Origin of the sequence: Rhodoferax ferrireducens T118 (assembly GCF_000013605.1) — a bacterium.
Classification (GTDB): domain Bacteria; phylum Pseudomonadota; class Gammaproteobacteria; order Burkholderiales; family Burkholderiaceae_C; genus Rhodoferax; species Rhodoferax ferrireducens.
Genome location: NC_007908.1, coordinates 4,666,242 through 4,683,185 on the forward strand (window position 1 = coordinate 4,666,242; position 16,944 = coordinate 4,683,185).

At 57.8% G+C, this 16,944-nt stretch carries 12 protein-coding genes and 1 pseudogene; 5 read left to right on the forward strand and 8 right to left on the reverse strand.

Features of this window, described 5'->3' with window-relative positions:
• Positions 1-37: 37 nt before the first annotated feature.
• On the reverse strand, positions 38-769 hold the full coding sequence (locus tag RFER_RS21260; RefSeq protein ID WP_011466443.1) for a Sua5/YciO/YrdC/YwlC family protein: 732 nt from the start codon (positions 767-769) through the stop codon (positions 38-40).
• A gap of 563 nt (positions 770-1,332) precedes the next feature.
• On the opposite strand from RFER_RS21260, the gene RFER_RS21265 reads away from it, so the two are divergent.
• Positions 1,333-2,538: a CaiB/BaiF CoA transferase family protein gene (locus RFER_RS21265; protein WP_011466444.1), complete on the forward strand. Its 1,206-nt coding sequence runs from the start codon at positions 1,333-1,335 to the stop codon at positions 2,536-2,538.
• Positions 2,539-2,548: 10 nt separating this feature from the next.
• Positions 2,549-3,475 (forward strand): hydroxymethylglutaryl-CoA lyase, encoded by a 927-nt coding sequence (locus RFER_RS21270; protein WP_011466445.1) that lies wholly within the window; start codon positions 2,549-2,551, stop codon positions 3,473-3,475.
• Positions 3,476-3,661: 186 nt separating this feature from the next.
• On the opposite strand, the gene RFER_RS23800 is transcribed toward RFER_RS21270, so the two are convergent.
• Together RFER_RS23800 and RFER_RS24310 are read right to left on the reverse strand one after the other, a co-directional pair.
• A complete protein-coding gene (locus RFER_RS23800) occupies positions 3,662-4,063 on the reverse strand; it encodes a hypothetical protein (protein WP_085998766.1) in 402 nt (133 codons plus the stop codon).
• Positions 4,047-4,247 carry a hypothetical protein gene (locus tag RFER_RS24310; protein ID WP_166485782.1) on the reverse strand — a complete coding sequence of 67 codons (201 nt, stop codon included), beginning with the start codon at positions 4,245-4,247 and terminating at the stop codon, positions 4,047-4,049. The genes RFER_RS23800 and RFER_RS24310 overlap by 17 nt, the downstream gene beginning before the upstream one ends.
• 75 nt (positions 4,248-4,322) lie before the next feature.
• On the opposite strand from RFER_RS24310, the pseudogene istA reads away from it, so the two are divergent.
• A pseudogene (istA, locus tag RFER_RS21280) lies at positions 4,323-5,847 on the forward strand (IS21 family transposase).
• Complete coding sequence (gene istB, locus RFER_RS21285; protein ID WP_011466447.1) at positions 5,840-6,673, forward strand: IS21-like element helper ATPase IstB; 834 nt, start codon at positions 5,840-5,842, stop codon at positions 6,671-6,673. The pseudogene istA and the gene istB overlap by 8 nt, the downstream one beginning before the upstream one ends.
• 400 nt (positions 6,674-7,073) lie before the next feature.
• Here the strand turns inward: istB and RFER_RS21290 are convergent, their stop codons facing one another.
• The 5 genes from RFER_RS21290 to RFER_RS21315 all read right to left on the reverse strand — a co-directional run bounded on the left by RFER_RS21290 (position 7,074) and on the right by RFER_RS21315 (position 14,014).
• A complete protein-coding gene (locus tag RFER_RS21290) occupies positions 7,074-8,234 on the reverse strand; it encodes an IS30 family transposase (RefSeq protein ID WP_011466448.1) in 1,161 nt (386 codons plus the stop codon).
• A gap of 415 nt (positions 8,235-8,649) precedes the next feature.
• Complete coding sequence (locus RFER_RS21300; protein ID WP_011466449.1) at positions 8,650-10,251, reverse strand: AMP-binding protein; 1,602 nt, start codon at positions 10,249-10,251, stop codon at positions 8,650-8,652.
• Positions 10,252-10,277: 26 nt separating this feature from the next.
• Positions 10,278-11,519, reverse strand: a complete 1,242-nt coding sequence (locus RFER_RS21305; RefSeq protein WP_011466450.1) for a thiolase family protein — start codon at positions 11,517-11,519, stop codon at positions 10,278-10,280.
• A gap of 95 nt (positions 11,520-11,614) precedes the next feature.
• On the reverse strand, positions 11,615-12,730 hold the full coding sequence (locus RFER_RS21310; RefSeq protein WP_011466451.1) for a saccharopine dehydrogenase family protein: 1,116 nt from the start codon (positions 12,728-12,730) through the stop codon (positions 11,615-11,617).
• Positions 12,731-12,772: 42 nt separating this feature from the next.
• Positions 12,773-14,014, reverse strand: a complete 1,242-nt coding sequence (locus tag RFER_RS21315; protein ID WP_011466452.1) for an acyl-CoA dehydrogenase family protein — start codon at positions 14,012-14,014, stop codon at positions 12,773-12,775.
• Positions 14,015-14,233: 219 nt separating this feature from the next.
• Here RFER_RS21315 and RFER_RS21320 point away from each other — a divergent pair, with 219 nt between their 5' ends.
• A complete protein-coding gene (locus tag RFER_RS21320; RefSeq protein ID WP_011466453.1) occupies positions 14,234-16,918 on the forward strand; it encodes a LuxR C-terminal-related transcriptional regulator in 2,685 nt (894 codons plus the stop codon).
• Positions 16,919-16,944 lie beyond the last annotated feature (26 nt).

A 16,944-nucleotide genomic window follows, 5' to 3' on the forward strand; every position in this document is an offset into this window, starting at 1 on the left:
GTTCTCCAAGAATTAGGGGTTAGGGGTTTGGGGGAAACTAGACGAGCGACATGCTTCCCGTTGCAGGGCGAGGCGGAAGCTCGACATCAAAGTGCTTCCTGATGATCTCGGCCTGACGCTCGTAACACCCTCCGAATCTAAGCACTTTCCAACTCGGCAACTCGATGATGGTGCTGCCGATCTGGTACTTGTTGGCATATTTTGACCGTCCGTAGCCAATCACGATGTCACAACCGGCCTTGAGTTCGTCCTCGACGTCCTCAAGTTCGAACTTGCTTCCTGACAACGACTTGTTGGCAGAAGAGCCGAACAACGGAGTGCACGACTCCCAGGAAAGGCGCGCGAGCTCATTGTGGATGACGCCAGCATTAAGCAGCAGATCCATCGTGTCACCCTTTGTGGACCGGCGTACCGCGCCGAAGTCAGAGGTCTGCAGCCATTCATGGTCGCGCCTAAAGGGTGCCACGATCGACAATGGCAGGTCGTAATCCTGGGTGATGCACTTCACCAGCGCCTTGTCACGCTCGGTGGTCGCCATCACCGCATTGAAGACGTCCCAGTTGCCAACGACACCGTTGGGCTTGGTCGGGGTGCGGTTCTTGAGTTCGTACACTCGCTCCACAGCGAGTGACGTGTGACCAAAGATTGCATAGGAAACATCGAAGGGAAGCACAGCAACGCCCCCCGCTTTCAGAATGCGAAACGCGGTGAGTGCGTCTGCCTTCATTACGTCAAGACTGGGTTCAGCACCGCGATTAATTAGTTGCATGAGTCTGTTTCCTGAAAAGGTACTGCCTGATTCTGGACAAGCAATCAGAGCGAAATATTCATTTGTAAGGACAATATAGTATATTTAGCCCGGATGCATTGGGGTTTACCCGGTGTTGAAACTGAGTGCGTATCGCAAAGGCGGCGTAAAGGCAACGATGACAGCATCGAAGCTGGCGCATTCTTGGCGGCGCAGGCGCATCAGGAGCCAGCGTTCGCTCCTTGCTGGTGGGTGGCCCCGAGACCTTGTCCCAAAGTCCATCGTGCGCCCGTTGATACCTATGTATAACGTATCTCTCCACAGCCCCGCTGCCGCCCAGGGCCAGGAAATTCATCCCAAGGACTCCTGCCCTTTCCTGGCTAAGATTTACGCCCAACGCTCCATCGCTTGTCTCAATCATATTTATCCGTACAATTAGCATGACTTAATGCACCGACAAACTCGAAGAAACTCTGTTCCCCTTTGAGGCCCCAGGTCAAACGCCGGTCTGGAGCCGGGTTGTCACATTGTTGGAAGTCAAGCCGGTACGGAAAACTGTTAACTACTGCCGCGGATATCGCGATATGACTATGAAACCACTCGACGGAATCACCATCCTGGACCTGACTCACATGTTGTCGGGGCCCTACGGGACCATGCTTTTGACTGATCTGGGTGCACGCACGATAAAAGTTGAGCCACCCGGACAGGGCGAAGGAACGCGTCAGTTGCTGGCCACTGACCCCAACTATTCACGCGACGGCATGGGGGCCTATTTCCTGACGCTCAACCGGAGCAAAGAGAGTGTTTGCATCGATCTGAAGTCGCATTCGGGCCGTGAGGTGTTCTACGACCTCGTGCGCAAAGCCGATATGGTGTTTGACAATTTCAGCGTTGGGGTCACAGCACGACTGGGTATCGATCACGCGGCGTTGTCAGCCATCAACCCGCGCATCATTACCTGTTCTGTAACGGGGTTCGGAGAGACGGGCCCGGACACCCAGCGCCCCGCTTTCGACCAAGTCGTTCAGGGCATGGGGGGGGGCATGAGCATAACGGGCGACCCGGACAGGGCCCCGGTACGAAGCGGCATTCCCATTGGCGATCTCGGTGGCGGCATTTTCGGCGCAATGGGCGTGCTCGCGGCTCTTCAATCTCGCGCTCGCGACGGGCATGGGCAGCATGTGGACGTCTCAATGCTGGACGCACAGATATCACTGCTTAACTACATGGCGACGATGTATTTGATGTCGGGACATGTTCCGGGCCGCATTGCCAACAGCCATTTTGTCCATGTGCCCTACAACACGTTTAGCACGAGAGATGGGTTTATTGTTATCGCTTGCATCGGCGACGCCTTCTTCGAACGGTTCATAGAGGTAATTGATCGGCCTGAACTGAAGAAACCGGAATACCTGAAACAGCCAGCACGGTATGCGGAGAAGACGTTCATCGAGGCCATCATCAACGAAGAGTTATCTCAAAATTCTGCACAATACTGGCTCGACAAGCTGCGAGCCGCCCGCATCCCATGCGGACCCGTGAATGACTTCGCGCAAGCCCTGGCCGATCCGCAGGTCGTCGCGCGTGACATGGTGGTCGAGGTGCAACTCAAGTCGGGTGGCACGGTGCGCATGCCGGGAAATCCGATGAAATTCCCTGGGGCCGGGCCCGAAAGTTTCACCAGCCCACCCACGCTCGGTGAACACACCGAGGTTGTCCTCAAAAGCTTTCTTGGCTATGACGAAGCTCGACTCTCCGAGCTCCGCGCTACAGGCGTCATCGCCTGAGCAGCCGCGCATGGAGCATATTTTCATAACCGACGTGGCGCCGCGCGATGGCTTGCAAAGCCAGGCGGTCACCGTTTCGACGTCCAATAAGCTGCGTCTGATCCGCGCGCTGGCCGACGCGGGCGTGCGTAGCGTAGAAGCTACAAGCTTCGTTTCTCCGAAGGCCGTGCCGCAGATGGCTGACGCGGCGGAAGTCATCGCCGGCTTGCGCTTTCTGGAGAGCGAGACCGGCCTGCGCACCTCCGCGCTAGTCCCGAACATTAAGGGACTGGAGCGCGCAACGGCAGTGGGCGCACGCGAGATCGCGGTGGTCATCTCGGCCACAAAAACGATGAACCTCAAGAACATCAACATGAACCTTGCCGAAGCTGAGGAGAACTGCAAGGCAACCTTGCATGCTGCCCGGGCTTCTGGCTTGGCGACGCGCGCCTATATTGCAGTCGCTTGGGAATGCCCGTTCGAGGGCGTGACCGACCCCGATACAGTCGTGCGACTTGCGGCGGCTATGCGCGTTGCTGGAGCCGGTGAGATTGTCATCGCCGACACCATTGGCGCCGCCGCACCCGGGCAGGTTGCCGCACTGCTGCGCGTGCTCGCACAATCCATTCCGCTCGACATGTTGGCGGTCCATTTCCATGATACCCGTGGCATGGGAGCTGCAAACGCCTATGCTGCATTAGAGGCAGGCGTGCGCCGTTTTGACGCCAGCGTCGGCGGCATCGGTGGCTGCCCGTTCGCTCCCGGCGCAGCCGGCAATCTTGCGACCGAAGACCTCGTGATGCTAGCTCATCAGTGTGGTTTCACAACCGGAATCAACCTTGATGTGCTACTGCTGGCCGTCGATATGTCCGAAGCGTTTCTGGGTCGACCGCTCGGTGGCCGATCCATGCCGTGGCTGCGGAACCGACAACAGCAACGTGTTGCGCAAGGCAGCTAGTTCAGGTCTTGTGGGCGCCAAATTTTGGATGAGAAACGAACTTGGCCATCAGATGTTGGCGCAGACGCGATATTGACGCCCCTACCAGCGGGGGACCAATTCAGGCCACTTTCACACTTTTCCGTGGCTGGGTTAATGAAATCCTTGCAGGCGGATCAACAGCGCGTCGGTACTGACAGGACATGGTCATGTCTTTCCCCCTGTGAACATTGATTTGACAGCTCCGCCTGCCAACCACCAATTGGCAAACTCCCTCAGGTTCAAATGCTGCGAATTCACGTTTTCGAGTTCGGGGCCGACATTTGGGGATCCATTTTCTTCCCTGCGGATCAGCGCCTTGTGCACTCCATGAGGAACACCTCGGTGGTACGGCAAGAAATCATCCACAAAGGCCACCGGCTTGAGTTTTTCAATTACAGACGCCTTGGGGCTCAGCTGCGTTACATCGTTTCCCGTTGCAACAACGATCTCGATGGGAAATCCCAGTGTCTTCAGGTTTTGCAGTCGCGCCTGGGTGAACTCCGCCCTGAGCGCCGATACACAGACCAATTCGTACCCACCGACGACCAGGTCATGGCAGGCCTGCACAGCCGCCCTCCAGGGCGGGCACGGTGCTCCAGAACTCCTCATCGAACACCCGGCGAAGCGCGGCGAGCCTGTCGCCAGACAGGTGTGCAACACCCCACCGCTCCAATGGCCAGTAAGCCTGTGGGTCTTTCAAGGCTGGGTGTACGCTGTTGCCGCCGACCGAAAACTGACCACCTAAAGGCACAAGCGCCGATCCAAAATTGACCAGGGTGTTCCACTGACCTGCTGAAATATTCAGCAGGAGACAAAGGTGATCACCATGGAAATGATAGACAAGGTCAGGCGCATGAAACTGCGCGACAAACTCTCCAACACCGCAATTGCGAAGCTCACCGGGCTGTCACGCAACACGATCAAGAAATGGCTTAAGGCACCCAGCGACGTTGTACCCAAATACAGCAGGGAAAGTCCCGCAGGCAAGCTCACTGCCTTTGAAGCAACGCTGGAACAGGCCCTCACGGCCGACTCCCATCGGCCCAAGCACGCCCGCCGCACGGCCAAGGCGTTGTTCACACAAATCCAGGCCCAAGGGTATAGGGGTGGCTACATTGCAGCGACTGACTTCACCCGCGCCTGGCGCGAGCAGTCTGGCAAGTCCCCCAGCAAAGCATTCGTGCCATTGAGCTTCGAACTGGGCGAAGCCTTCCAGTTTGACTGGAGCGATGAAGGACTGCTGGTGGGTGGCGTGTTCTACAAGCTGCAAGTGGCCCACCTCAAACTGTGTGCCAGTCGTGCCTTCTGGCTGGTGGCCTATCCCAGCCAAGGGCACGAGATGCTGTTTGACGCCCACACCCGGTCCTTCCATGCGCTCGGTGGCGTTACCCGGCGCGGCATCTACGACAACATGAAGACAGCGGTGGACAAAGTCAAGAAAGGCAAGGGTCGCATCGTCAATGCCGCGGTTTGCGGCGATGTGTAGCCACTACCTGTTCGATCCTGACTTCTGCAACGTGGCATCCGGTTGGGAGAAAGGCGTGGTGGAGAAGAATGTGCAGGACAGTCGCCGACGTATTTGGATCGAAGCTGGTACCCGTCGCTTTGGCTCGTTCATTGAACTCAACGCCTGGCTGGGCGAGCGCTGTCGCTCGATCTGGGCGGACACGCAACACCCTGTTCACAAGCAGTTCACCGTGGCCGAGATGCTGGAATTGGAGCGTGCTCACCTCATAAGCATGCCCGCATCGTTTGATGGCTACGTGGAGAAATAGGCACGGGTGAGCAGCACCTGTCTGGTGGCGGTGGCGCGCAACCGCTACTCGGTGCCTTGCGAATGGGCCGGTCACATGGTCAGCACCCGGCTGTATCCGAATAGGGTTGCAGTGGCAGCCGCAGATACGCTGGTTGCCAGTCACCCCAGGCTGACCGGCAGTGGGCAAACCACGTATGACTGGCAGCACTACATTGACCTGGTGCAACGCAAGCCCGGCGCCTTGCGAAACGGCGCTCCGTTTCTGGACATGCCACCACCCTTGCTGCGTCTTCGCCAATCCCTCTTGCGCCACACCGGTGGAGACCGTGTCATGGCAGAAGTGCTTGCCGTGGTGCCACTGGCCGGACTTGAAGAAGTGCTGGTGGCGGTTGAACTGGTGCTTGAAGCTGCCGCGCCCAGTGGCAGCATCAGCGCCGAACACGTAAAGAACGTGCTGGCACGATTGAATACGCCAACGACACCAGAGCAGGCCCAGACCTCTTTGCAGCTCAATGAGGCCCCTCGAGCTGATACCGCACGCTATGACCGACTACGCCCCACTCATCAAGATGGGCAGGAGGTGAGCCATGCGTGATGCTAAACGTGACATACAGTCCGAACTCAAAGCACTGCGCCTGAACGGCATGGCCACTGCCTGGGCTGATTTGACGGCGCAAGGGGGCGACTCAACACTGGATTCTTCGCGCTGGTTGATTGAGCATTTACTGCAGGCCGAAGACGTGGACCGGGCCTTGCGTTCCATTGCGCACCAAATGAAGTCGGCGCGCTTTCCGGTGCATCGGGACATCGCGGGCTTTGACTTTGAGGCGTCCATTGTTGACAGGATATTGATGGGCAAACTGGCTAACCTGTCGTTTACCGAAGATGCGCAGAACGTGGTGTTGATTGGCGGACCGGGCACCGGCAAGACGCACTTGGCCACCGCCTTGGGAATCTCTGGCCTGACCCACCACAGCAAACGTGTGCGCTTCTATTCCACGGTGGATCTGGTCAACGCACTGGAACAAGAGAAGGCACAAGGGAAGGCGGGTCGGATTGCCATGAGTCTGCTGCGCATGGATCTGATCATTCTGGATGAGCTGGGATATTTGCCATTCAGTCAGGCCGGTGGCGCCTTACTGTTTCATTTGCTGTCCAAGTTGTACGAGCACACCAGCGTGCTGATCACCACCAACTTGACGTTTGCCGAGTGGTCCAGCGTGTTTGGCGATGCCAAGATGACCACGGCCTTGCTGGACAGGCTCACTCACCATTGCCATATCCTGGAGACCGGCAATGAGTCTTACCGCTTCCGGCACAGCTCCAATGAAGCCAAGGGCCGCATCAAGTCCAGAGAGCAATCCAGAAAGGCAGAAGCACGCCAGGGTTCAGAGCCGAAAGAGGATGTTGATCAGCTTTGATGCAGAGCAAATCAGCGGGCAAGCAGCTTCGGGCTACGCCCTACGCAGCTTGCCCACTGATGATGAATTCACACCAACAGCCAATTCAAAAGGAGTCCAGCAAAACAGCAAAGCGCTATAGTTATCCACAGTTGACGTTCAAGAAGTCAGCTTTAGCCCCTGGTCAAAATTCAATCGGCACAGGTGGTCAATATTGAATCGGCGCCGACAGTCTACTTCCGACAATTGACACTCGCCGTCCGCTCTGCAGCCACCAACTCTGGTGGCTGGCTGACTGCTGAGGGCACGTAGTTCGCGTCCACGGCAGGCCGCTGTCCGTCACCACGACTTGGTGAATTTGCGAACGTCAAGTTTCAGGCAAGCAGTTTGATGTCGCCTCTGACTTGTGGCGACCTTGGATTCAACCGGTCGATGCAACAAGTTGGCTGAATCGTTCAGCGGGCGTTTCGTAGTTTAGAGTTTTCCTTGGGCGCTCGTTCAGTTTTCTCGCCACTGCATTGAGCTGTGCCTGTGAATAATTCGAGATATCGATTCCCTTGGGGAAATACTGCCGCAATAGTCCGTTCGTATTCTCATTGCTCCCACGCTGCCAGGGACTCTGGGGATCACAGAAGTAAACACTGATGTCTGTGGCCAGTGTGAAGCGCTTGTGGTCAGCCATTTCATGACCCCGATCCCAGGTCAGCGACTTGTAGAGTTCCTGGGGCAGCTTGCGAGCTTTTTGGATCAGTGCATTGATGACCGTCTGGGTATCTTTGTGGGCAACCTTCACCAGCATCACGTAACGCGTCTGACGCTCGACCAGTGTCGCAATCTGGTTGTTGAGGCTGCCAAACAGCAAATCGCCTTCCCAGTGGCCAGGTATGGCCCGATCCTCCACCGAGGCTGGACGCTCGCTGATGGACACTGCGTTGGTGATTTTGCCGTGGTTGTCTGTCTTTTGGGTGTGGTGGCGCGAACGGCGCATGGTCCTGGTGCGCCTCAAATGTTGCAGCAGTTCTTTCTTCAGGGCACCACGGGCCTGTATGAAGAGACTTCGATAGATGGTTTCGTGTGACACCTGATAGTTCTCGTCGTCCGCATAAGCCTGCTTCAACCATCCGGCAATTTGCTGTGGTGACCATTGCAATTGGAGCTTACCGGCCACGAGGCTCGCCAGCTTTAGCTTCTCCACCAGTTTGCAGGTCTTGGGGCGACACGCACGATCCCAGGCAGCCTGGTCGGCCAGGGTCGCGCGGTGGCAGCCCTGGCCACCGTTGCGCTGGATCTCACGGCTTACGGTTGATGGCGCACGTCCAAGCAGGCAAGCAATTGACCGGATCGAGCGTCCCACCGCCAGTGCGCGAGATATCTCTTCGCGTTCAGCCAGGCTCAAAGCAAATTGGGAACGACAACGCTGCGCCGGACGTATGCCACCAGTCTCACCCAGGATGCGGCTGATAGATGAGTGGTTTCTATCAAATAACTGGGCAATCTGTTGAAGGGATTCACCCTTCTTCCGGCGTTCCCACATCAGAGCCTTCTGGTTATCAGAGTAGTAAATCCTGGGCCTTTGCTTCATCTGCAACACTCCTTCTGCTTATGCAATTTCTAGTGTGTTGCATCGACCGGTTGAATCCAAGGCCCATTGGAGCCATTGATCGTCGCGAAATGGTTGCCACATAGCAGACCTTCAAGCTATCATTTCTGAGCGTACGAATGCCGGCGAATTGAATAGCCAATCAATGACCCATGAGGCAGCCCCTTGAGCGATCACTTTCTGTTTGCGGCCGCGGCGTCTTTCCGCGATTCGACCTTCAAACGCCAGGTGTCCAAGCGGTCAATATCGCCCTTCACCTCGTCGGGGTGCGGGGCAGGTAGGTGGATGGTGGCTGCGGCGTTATCCGCCTGTGGAAGACCGACTTTCGTTGTCTTGACGAGGCCAACCGCAAGTGCATAACGCGACGGCACCTGCACCAGTTGTGCAGGTCAGCAGATTAGACTCGGCGGTAAACCGCGTGCGAGTCCTGCTTGAACGCGTCGATTAGAAAACGGTCCTGAGGTTTTTCAGAAGCTGTTTTTGGAATCTGGGCGAGCACCTGGATGAATCCGGGCAGGAGACTGGCGTCGAGTTTGCCCCTGCACGATTCAAACAGCTGTTGTGGGTCAAACGTGACCGCGTTCTTAGCCACAACGGCAGCGACGACGTCTTTTTCGCCTGGCACCAAATTCGCGCTCGCAATGCCGTAGACGTAGACATCATCGACCAAGCCTGACTCGGCAATTACCTTTTCAATGAAGGTGGTGTCAATGAACTCGCCGTTCCGGCGGATGCCATTTCCCTTGCGGTAGTCGAAAAAGAGCCAACCGTTTTCGTCTTCGTGCACGACGTCACCCATATGCAACCAACCGCCGGCACATTTTTTGGTTGACGCATCAGGATTGCCGAAATACTCAACCACGAAGGGATCTCCATTGGCGTGACGAAACAACAATTCGCCTGGTACGCCACGCGGCACATCGTTGCCTAGGTCATCCACGATGCGATGTTTGAGTGTCGGAGCCACCTTTCCAATGCTGCCAACCGGTCCAGCTCCCGGGTGATTGAAACTCAAGCCCCCTTCTGCCGCACCATAAAACTCAAGAACCTGCACATTGAAGCGACGCTCGAATTCCCCCCAAATGGCCGCAGGCATGCCTGCCGAGACAACGAAACGAACCGGATTTTCGGCATCGTCGGGCTTTGGCAACTCTGCGTAGACGGCGGTGGTCATGCCACCCAATAAGGTGAAGCTGGTCGCTCCATACTTGCGGGTGATGTTCCATAGACGTGACTTGGTAAAGCGCCGTGAAAGAACACAACGCAGCTTGCAGGCCAGCGCCGCGCCGAGCGTGACGATTTGCGCATTGGCGTGCGTCAGCGATAAACCAGAGTACAGCTTGTCGTCATCGCGATACCCGAAGAGGCGCTTTGCCAACAGCGAGGTGTCGCAGTAGCGGCGGTTTGTTAGCACAATCCCCTTGGGATCTCCGGTCGTTCCTGAGGTAAAGATCAATTCCAGCGGGCTATCAGGGTCAGTGGTCAGCACCGGCAGATCGGGCGCATTCGTTGGCGCTGCAGCCACCCAATCCACAAAGCCGGGGTAGTCCGACAAGGGGCACGTGCCCTCATTGGTCGCAAAGCCCATGACCCAGCGCAGACCGGGTAGCGTGACACGCAATGGCTGCAAATTGCCTAGTGCATAGTCCGCCACGAAGGCACCGCTGCACTGGGCGTTTTCCAACATGAAATGCAGCTTGTCGCCTTTGGCTCGTGGGTCAATTGGCACCACTACCGCACCCACGATACTTGCCGCGACCATCGCCTCCACAAACTCGGCGTGGTTGGCCATAAGCAATGCGAAGCGGTGGCCTGGCTGCACTCCCAAATCCAGCAATACTTGCGCCATGCGACGACCATTGTCCCAAAGGTCTCGGTAGTTGCGCACCTCATCAGGGCAGACGCCAGCACCTTCGATGGTGAGGACATCGAAGTCCGGCATCTCTGCTGCACGGTTGGCGATCAGGTTGGCCAGAATATTTTCAGTAAGAGTCGTCATATCGAAATCTCTATTGGCATTGTTAATCAGTGCCCCAGCAGCGTCACGCAGGCCACGGCCTCTTCCTCGCCAGCTAGGCCCCCACCGTTCTCGGCGATGGCAATACGGGCACCATCGACCTGGCGCGCTCCGGCCTCGCCACGCAATTGGGTCACGAGCTCAAATATCTGCCCTATGCCGGTGGCACCAATGGGGTGGCCTTTGGATTCAAGGCCGCCGGATGGGTTGATCGGAATGCGTCCGCCAATCGTGGTCTCACCCCGTTCGGCGGCAGGCCCGCCTTGGCCCATGGGCACCAAGCCCAGCAACTCGGATTGCAGGATTTCGCCAATTGCCGTGGCGTCGTGCACTTCGGCCACGCTTACGTCGTTGGGACCGATACCAGCTTGCTCGTAGACTCGGCGCGACGCAATGCGCACCAGGTGGTGCTCAAGGTCGGTCGCACTGCGGTCACTTCCAGTCTGCAGCACATACGCCAGCACGCGGATCGCTCGCTCACGCCGGCCCTGTAATTTCTTCAGGCCCGCTTCATTGCAAACGATGGCTGCGGCGGCACCATCGCTTACCGGTGAACACATTGGCAGCGTCAAGGGGTAAGTGATGGGCGCAGCGGTCAAGATCTGCTCTATGGTGTAAGCATTGCGGTACTGAGAGTTGACGTTGTGTACCGAGTGCCCATGGTTCTTAGCCGAAACGGCGGCGAACTGGCGTAGCGTTGTGCCGTACTCGCGCATGTGCATGCGCCCCATCGCGGCGTAAATGTCCATAAACACGCTGTAGGGACTGCTGGAGACACTGCCGGGTGGTGGCTCGACGCCAGCACCCATCTGAAGCAAACGCTCCCGACCCGCCTCTTTATCGTGCACATCCCAGGCGCCGTCAAAGGCGGCAAACATGCGGGCTTTGTCGGCAGAAAACATTTTCTCGGCACCCACCGCAAGCACAATATCAGCATCGCCGGCCCTCACGTGGATCACCGCCATCTGGAATGCGGTACTGGCGCTGGCGCACGCATTCTCTACGTTCACCACCGGCAAGCTCTGAAGGCCCATGGCACGCAGCGCAAGTTGACCACGGATCATGTGCTGGCCATCCATATGGCCCTGCGTCGAATTGGCAAAGTAGGCCCCTTGCAGCTGCGATTTGTCGCAGCCCGCATCCGCGAGCGCGGCCTCAACCGCCAGTCGCGTGAGGTCCTTGACGCTTAAAGAGAGGTGCCTGCCGAACTGCGTCATGCCGATTCCGGCAACGTAAATGGAGTTGCTCATATCCTGCCTTGTTGATGGCGCTTCGATTGCGCCGTGAAACTTGCGCGTTTGATGAAGCAGACCCGACTCAGGAGGTCTGCGTCATATGACGCGCTTTACTGTTGCGTAATCTCATAGGAGAGATAGCCTTCTTCGGCCTGGACCGCCAGCAGCTGCCGCGCGCCAAAAATGGCCGAACCCGAGCCAAATCCCACAGCCTTGTGCTTGCCGGCCAGCACGCGCATCGCAGCTTCGGCCGCGAACACGCCTGTCTGTGCGTAAGCGCAGCTACCGCGCAGGATGACACTGACCGATTTTGTGTTGCCACGCGCCTGGCAGGACACGACGTTGCGGTGCACTTCTGGCAACTCACGAGGCGGCTCCACCTGCGTCACTTGTTTGCCAATGGCGTTGGTCACCTCTTCCTGTGCCGCAGCGTCAAGGTGCCGATGGTCCGTCTCAAATTGCTGTAGCAGCCCGAGGATGCTCATGAATATCTCCTGATTTCCCAATGAAAACAGCACCGAACAGTTCTTCACGCGCGGATCGCCTTCGTACCACACAGGCTCTCCAGCACCACCCCAAGGCAGCGCCTTGAGCACTCGGTGGATGCCTGGAACGGTGACGTCATAGGCAGTGGCCCAAGGCCACTGCACGAGCGCACCGCCTTTAAGGTAGTACATCGGCTTGGTGCACATGCGCAGAAAAGACATGGTCGATGCCACGCTTACCTCAGAGTCGCCGTAGTACAACAGGTCCAGCGAGTCGATGCCCGGGGTTTCCAGCGCAATCTCCGCTGCCAGCGTACCCTCGGTCCACATATAGGAGTTGGCCGGACACAGTGCGAGTTCCTTCTCTGCGAAGGCTGCACCGAACTCCTTCTTCAGCCGCATGATCCAGTCGGTTTCACCCGTAGTGTCGAAATAGTGGCAACCGGCAGCCAGCGCGGCTTGCACCACTGGCAGGCCCAATTGCATGAAGGGCCCGACGATATTTAGAACTACTTTCTTGCCCTGTAGCAGCTCGATCAGCGAGGCGGTGTCGTGCTTGACGCTAACGCACTTATAGTCGTGGCCCTTGAGTTCAGGAATTTTTTCCATTTCTGCGGCAAGGCGGGCAGCATCACGTCCTGCAGCAATGAACGGGATGCCGCGTTTGGCCAGCTTCCACGCAGTGAGCTTGCCGGTGTAGCCGCTGGCGCCATACAGCACCACTTGGTAATTGGTAGTCATGATCTTCTATCTCCTGTCGTTGGTGTTGGAAAAGGCTTTGGGTTAAAGCAGGTCGGGGTTGGTGAGGCAGTAGCCACCCTTGATGGCAAGAATCTCGTTGCAGCCGTCCTCAATCAGCGAAGCACGCGCATCACGCAATATTTTCTCGACCGGGTAATCCCGTGTCAGTCCGTTAGCGCCGTGCATTTGCAGCGCTTCGCTGGCGACCTCAAAAGCAGTCTGCGTCGCGTTGACCTTGGCTGCCATGGCGGCTTGCAAGGCAAGTTGCGGCGTCTGGAAGTTGTAGTGCACGACGCGGCGCGTCAAGGCGCAGGCGGCCTCCACCTTACGGAACATGTGGAACAACCTTTGCGCGACCGATTGGTGACGGATGATGGGCACGCCACCCGCCTTGCGCTCATGCGCATAAGCCAGCGCCAGGTCGTACGATGAGCGTGCGCAGCCCGTGAAAATTGCACCCATCAGGCCGTTTGCCATGGTGTGCACCAGATAAGTGGCCATTTGGTACTGGTCGGGGCCGGCCAGCAAGTGCTCTTTGGACAAACGCACATTGTCAAAATACACTTCACCCTGGTTCAGCGCACGTTGGCCCATCTTGTCAAGTGGCTTGCCGCGTGAAATTCCCTTCGTGTCCATGGGCACCATGACCACCGCGCCATGCTGTGTGTCTGGACCGTTGCCGGCGTCTGCTGCGGCATACAGCAGTCCAACCTGACCAATGGTGCCGTTAGACACCCAGGCCGCTTTTTGGCCGCTGATGACCAGTTCGTCGTCGGTGATCGTGACGACACAATTTGGGCGACCGTAATTGCCTTGTGGGTGAAAAATCTTGCGGTCAGGGTCCAGCGAGTCCGTGCCATGGTCCGGCTCAGTGATCAACCAGACGCCCAACTTGTCATCGCTGGCCAGGCCCCGGCAGAATGTGTTGCCCAGCATTGTGCTGATCATCGCGGGGATCATGCCGGCACCGATGGACACGGCCAGTCCTGAGTCACCCCAACCAAGCTCCTCGAACAGAATGCACATGATGCGGGCCCGATCTGCCGGCTCCATGGCCAACAAGTTATCGAGCCCGAAACCTAGAGCCGCAAACTGCTGGTACACCCCCCATAGGGGCGAATCTGCCGCAATCACCTGTTCTGGCGACATGCGGTCGAGTTGCTTGCCAATGGGACGCATCACCTCTTGTGCAAAGCGCCTGGCGGTTGCCTGCACTGCCGCAGCCATATCATTGAATTCGGGCTCAGCCCCTAGCGGGGTGAGTGGTACATACGCGCTGGTCATAGTCTGTCTCCTGTTGTTGATAATTTGCCGCAGTAGCGGCGTGTTTCGCTGCTTCAATCTGCAGCTCGATTCAATGCTAGGTGCCGCGCTGCGTTCCGACCATCCCCCGTAGCGGGTGTTCGATAGGTGGTCGATGGGGGAGGCATCGGGGGGTAGACTGGGGGAGAAGGGAAACCCCTATGGGCGCGTCTGGAGCTTTGCGCTAGATTGCGCAAGACTATGGAAATCAATTCAAGCGACACTTTGCTGGGCACCAAGGTGAATTCCTTGCGCGCACCTCGCGGAGCAATAGATCGTGCGCGTCTGGACGTCGTGCGGGCTGCTGCTTCATTCGCACGCTTGGTCACACTTACCGCGCCGGGTGGCTTTGGAAAGACCACCCTGGCCGCCGCTTGGACGACCCACTGGCTTGCGAGCGGTCACCATTGCGCATGGCTGAGTTTGGAGCAGGATGACGACGAGCCGGTGCGTTTCATGCATGGCCTGACGCATGCGGTAGATCGTCTTGGACCAGGCGTTGGTCAATCCGCCTTGGCACTATTACAAGGCAGCGTGCTGGCCGCACCACGTGCCGTGGTCTCGCTCCTGGTGAACGACCTCGAAAAAGTGCAGGGGGAAGTCTTTGTGGTGCTGGACGATTACCAGTGGATCCACGATTCCGCCATTCACGACGCTATGGCCTTCTTGGTATCGCATGTGCCGTCGACCGTGCATCTGGTGATTACTTCTCGGGACGCACCGCCATTGATGCTGTCGCGGCTGCGTGCCCATGGTGAATGGCTCAATGTCGATGCCAACGCAATGCGTTTCGACGCAAAGGAGACGGACCATTTCCTGCGCACAGCCTGCGCACAGCCACCAACTGCAGCGCAAATTGCCCAGTTGTATGCAAGTACAGGTGGATGGGCTGCGGCCCTGCGTATCGCAGCGCTTGGGCCGGGTGGTGCAGGGGTACTTGAGGCAAGTGCTTCCGGCGCGTCGCGTGCCTTCACGCACCTAATTGAAGATCTGCTGGCAAGTATTCCAGTCGACACGGTTCGCTTCATGGCCCAAACAGCTGTGCTTGAACATCTGAACGTGGATTTGTGCAATGCCGTGACTGCACAAGAAGACAGCGCCGAGCTTCTTGACCAGCTTGAGCAGGTTAACCAGTTGGTCGAGCCACTGGACAGCGAAGGTCGATGGCTGCGCTACCCCCAACTGCTACGCGACTATTTGCTTGGCCCGCTCACTCAGCGACTGAAGATCGACCAACTCCAGTTGCACGGTCGTGCTGCGCAGTGGTTCGCACGCCAGTCCGCCTGGACCGATGCTGTGCGCCACGCCTTGGCAGCCGGCGACGGAACCCAGGCCATCGAATGGATGGTGCACTGCTGCATGGCATTGGTAAAAACGGGCGATCTAATGACGCTTGTGGGTTGGCGCCGCCAGTTCCCTGCGGAGCTGTTGCGATCGCAGCCAAGCGTGCAACTGGCCGTAGCGTGGGGGCTGACTCTGGCCATGCGCTACGAGGATGCCGTGCCACTACTGGCGGAGATTGAGCGTGCGAACCCACTCATCACAGGTCACGCCGATGCACAAGCCCAATGTTTGGCAGTTCACGCCGTGGCCGCGGGGCTGCAAGACGATTCGGCTCGCGCTGGTGAACTGGCGCGCGCATGGTGCGAGCTCGGCGTGCAGGGTGATGCATGGACATTCAACGTGGTCTCCAACGTCATGCGATACGTACATTGGGTAAGCCGCGACTGGGCCGGTGTTTACGAACAGCCTTGGGAGCCCTACTCTTTTGAAGAGGATCGGCGCAACGTCTTTTCCACCGTGTATCGCGAAGTGATTCTCGGCTATGTTGAAATGGAACAGGGGCGTCTGGGCTTGGCCGAGCGCCATGCCCGCGAGGCCTTGCGGCAGGCCGAGATGTATGCCGGCACTCAGTCGGTGTCCGCTGCTCTGGCCGCACCGTTGCTCGCCATGCTGCACTACGAGCACGATCGGCTTGAGGAGGCAGCGGCATTGTTACACCCGTTGGTCTCCCTCACAGACAACACCGCAATTCTTGAGAGCGTAATGCAGACCTACTTGGTTCTTTCCAGAATCGCGTGGATCCAAGGACAATGCGAACGCGCCTTTGAGCTGATCGGGCATGCAGAGGCTATTGGATACAACCGAGGCTGGGACAGGCTAGTAGGCGCCATGCTGATGGAACGGTTGAAGCGGCTCATTGATGAGAACCGACTTGACGAAGCCAACGCGACAGCTGTTCGTTTGGCGCGACTCGCAGCACTCAAAGCCACTTTGCCATCAGGCGTGCATACCGACTTGCTTGTTTTTCGCGACTGGGGGCATGCGTTGGTGGCATTGGCGGATCGACGTGCCAGTGAGGCCCGCATTGCGCTGAGGCGTCTCTTCGACCTTGCGAAGTCGGAGCGCAACGACTTGCGTGCCATTCAAACCGGTACTTCACTGGTGTTGGCACATATGGCGGACGATGACCGTGATGGGGCCTTTGAGACGCTGCGCGAGGTAATACTGACAGCGCAGCGCATTGGTGTACACCGCAGCATTCTGGACGCCGGAGGCGATCTGCAGGCCCTCCTGCCACGCTTTTTGGTCAGTAGCCACTGCAATGCCGAGCTTGCCATCAGCGTTCGGCGTCTGTTGGCCGTTGACGCAAATGAAGCGGACAAGGCCAACAAAACAGGCGTTGCCGGGACGCTCACTGAGCGCGAGCGCGACGTCCTGATGTTGGTGGCGTCAGGCCAATCCAACAAAGAAGTGGCGCGGTCGATGAACATATCCGCAGAAACGGTGAAAACGCACTTAAAAAGCATTTTCGGCAAGCTTGGAGTTCAGCAACGAGAACAGGCAGTGGTCCTAGCGCGAGCTGTTGGACTTATTGCTGAATGAGATTCCAGTAAGCTGCCCCTGGCCAA

What these genes read in the sequence shown, in the direction of transcription:
- RFER_RS21260 (WP_011466443.1), bottom strand. Translation starts at nt 769, where the DNA reads ATGCAACTAATTAATCGCGGTGCTGAACCCAGTCTTGACGTAATGAAG.
- RFER_RS21265 (WP_011466444.1), top strand. Translation starts at nt 1,333, where the DNA reads ATGACTATGAAACCACTCGACGGAATCACCATCCTGGACCTGACTCAC.
- RFER_RS21270 (WP_011466445.1), top strand. Translation starts at nt 2,549, where the DNA reads ATGGAGCATATTTTCATAACCGACGTGGCGCCGCGCGATGGCTTGCAA.
- istB (WP_011466447.1), top strand. Translation starts at nt 5,840, where the DNA reads ATGCGTGATGCTAAACGTGACATACAGTCCGAACTCAAAGCACTGCGC.
- RFER_RS21290 (WP_011466448.1), bottom strand. Translation starts at nt 8,234, where the DNA reads ATGAAGCAAAGGCCCAGGATTTACTACTCTGATAACCAGAAGGCTCTG.
- RFER_RS21300 (WP_011466449.1), bottom strand. Translation starts at nt 10,251, where the DNA reads ATGACGACTCTTACTGAAAATATTCTGGCCAACCTGATCGCCAACCGT.
- RFER_RS21305 (WP_011466450.1), bottom strand. Translation starts at nt 11,519, where the DNA reads ATGAGCAACTCCATTTACGTTGCCGGAATCGGCATGACGCAGTTCGGC.
- RFER_RS21310 (WP_011466451.1), bottom strand. Translation starts at nt 12,730, where the DNA reads ATGACTACCAATTACCAAGTGGTGCTGTATGGCGCCAGCGGCTACACC.
- RFER_RS21315 (WP_011466452.1), bottom strand. Translation starts at nt 14,014, where the DNA reads ATGACCAGCGCGTATGTACCACTCACCCCGCTAGGGGCTGAGCCCGAA.
- RFER_RS21320 (WP_011466453.1), top strand. Translation starts at nt 14,234, where the DNA reads ATGGAAATCAATTCAAGCGACACTTTGCTGGGCACCAAGGTGAATTCC.